At 66.6% G+C, this 2204-nt stretch carries 1 protein-coding gene; it reads right to left on the minus strand.

Annotation, left to right across the window (positions count from 1 at the left end; all coding sequences use genetic code 11):
• Window positions 1–138 precede the first annotated feature (138 nt).
• Complete coding sequence (gene ltrA, locus EF387_RS46370; protein ID WP_128382577.1) at window positions 139–1569, minus strand: group II intron reverse transcriptase/maturase; 1431 nt, start codon at window positions 1567–1569, stop codon at window positions 139–141.
• Window positions 1570–2204 lie beyond the last annotated feature (635 nt).

A 2204-nucleotide genomic window follows, 5' to 3' on the forward strand; every position in this document is an offset into this window, starting at 1 on the left:
GCTGGTGAAGTCGGCCCGGGGCGCGGTTCCGGTCTTTCGACCGGCCCGTTTCCCCGGAGCCGCTTCCCGAACCGGGCATGCGACTTGGCACCGCACCCGGCTCTCCACAAGCCCCGAGGGGACCCGTGGTGGTAGCCCTCATCCCGTGGCATCCCAGGGAGTGGGAATCGCCAGGCCCCGGTATCGGTAGCGTGTGGTGCCTACCGAGATCGGGTTGAACAACTCCCTGTTCTCGCTGGCCCACCAAGATCCGCGACCGCCGTAATGACGGCGGATCTTCTTCCAGCCCGTCTTGGGGTGCTTGCGCTGCACCCATCTCCAGACCGTGTGCCACAAGTAGTGGCGCAGGTAGGAAAAGGTCGCGAAGGACACCCCGGGCCGGAAGTAGGCGCACCAGCCCCGCACCGCCGGATTGATCCGGGCGAGCAGGGCATCGAGCGGCTGGTTCGTACCGACCTGTCGGCCCAGCGTCTTGACCTTGGCCATGATGGCCCGAAGGGCCTTCTTGGCCGGGTAGGTGTAGACGTAGTACCGGGTGGTGCCCGGTTTCCGGTGACGCTGGATGCGCCAGCCGAGGAAGTCCAGGCCCTGCTCGATGTGGGTGATCAGAGTCTTCTCCTGCGACAGCCGCAAGCCCATCGTGGAGAGGACTTCCGCGATCTCGTCGCGCAGCGCCTCGGCGTCTGCCTTGGTGCCGTGAACCATCAGGCACCAGTCGTCCGCGTACCGCACCAGGCGGTAGTTGGGCAGACCTCGGCGTCGACGCCTGCGGCGCTCGTTGAGATCAGTTCCGGCGCCTCCCGGAGCCCGGGCGATGTGCTCGTCCAGGACCGAGAGAGCGACGTTGCTGAGCAACGGCGACAGGATCGAACCCTGCGGGGTGCCGGTGTCGTTGTTCCGCAGCAAGCCGTCCTCGCTGAGGACGCCCGCCTTGAGGAACGCCTTCACCAGGGCCAGGACGCGCTTGTCCCCGACGCGTGCCCGCACCCGCTCCATCAGGGCGGTGTGCGAGATCTCGTCGAAGCAGGCTTTGATATCGCCTTCCACGATCCACTCGTACTTCTTGGATGTGAGCAGGCGCACCTCGGCCACCGCGTCATGAGCCCGGCGGTTCGGGCGGAACCCGTAGGAGCACGGGAGGAAGTCCGCCTCGAAGATCGGCTCCAGCACCAGCTTCAAGGATGCCTGCACCACCCGGTCGGTGATCGTCGCGATCCCCAGTCGGCGCAGCTTGCCGCCCGACTTGGGGATCATCCGTTCCCTTACCGGCATGGGCTGGAAACTGCGGTCCTTGATCTGCGACCCCAGTGCGTCGAGGAACTCCTCGACACCTACCCACAGCGCGATGGACGACGCCGTGCGTCCGTCCACCCCGGCCGTGTGTGCACCCTTGTTGCCCCACACCCGATCCCAGGCCACCAGAAGGAAGCCGGGATCGGCAACGAGATTGAACAGGTCGTCGAACCTGCGATGAGGATAATCACGAGCCCAACGGTGCAGCTTGGTCTGGATCTTCAGTACCCGGCGCTCCGCCTCATACAAGGCGCGCTCCAGCTCGTCGGTATTCACCGGCGACCCTCCCGACATTCCAGTACTTCAGCCACTGACTTGCTGGCCCCCTTGGCCCTGCGACCGGCTTTCCCGGTCTCCACGACGGGTCGTTACTCCCGCGACTACTACGGGGCCTCCGCCCCACCCATGGCCATCAGTCGGCAACGGACCTGCCCACCGCCGGACTGGCTGCCCGGCCGCTCGGGCGACCGCGGATGGTTCCCACGTTCACCACGCAATCGATCGGTCAGGGAGGCGCCCAGCTCTACTCCGGCAACATCGCCACGCCTACGCCGCAGGCTTTCAACGTGGCCTCCCCACCGGAACAGGAAATCCGGCTTCGGAGTTGACCCGCCCATCCGAGGACGAGCACGTCACGCGCTGCCCACCGGCCCGTATCCACCAGGTTTGAGCCGGCTCACTGCTTACGGAGCTTCAACCACTGGTTCGCTCTCGCTACACCTTCTGACCTCGCTAGACGGACCCGCACCGTCCGGTAGTCCCGGCACGTCCCGCCGTTGTCGGGGCCGCTTGCCACCCTCCCCGGCGTTCCCCGGGTCAGGCTGCCCCCAGCTTCACCAGGCCGCTGCGACGGCCCGGCGGTGTCGGCCTTTCACCTCCACTCGATTACGCGGCACTTCGTGGCGCACTCC

The sequence above is a fragment of the Streptomyces cavernae genome, assembly GCF_004023625.1.
Taxonomy (GTDB): Bacteria; Actinomycetota; Actinomycetes; order Streptomycetales; family Streptomycetaceae; genus Streptomyces; species Streptomyces cavernae.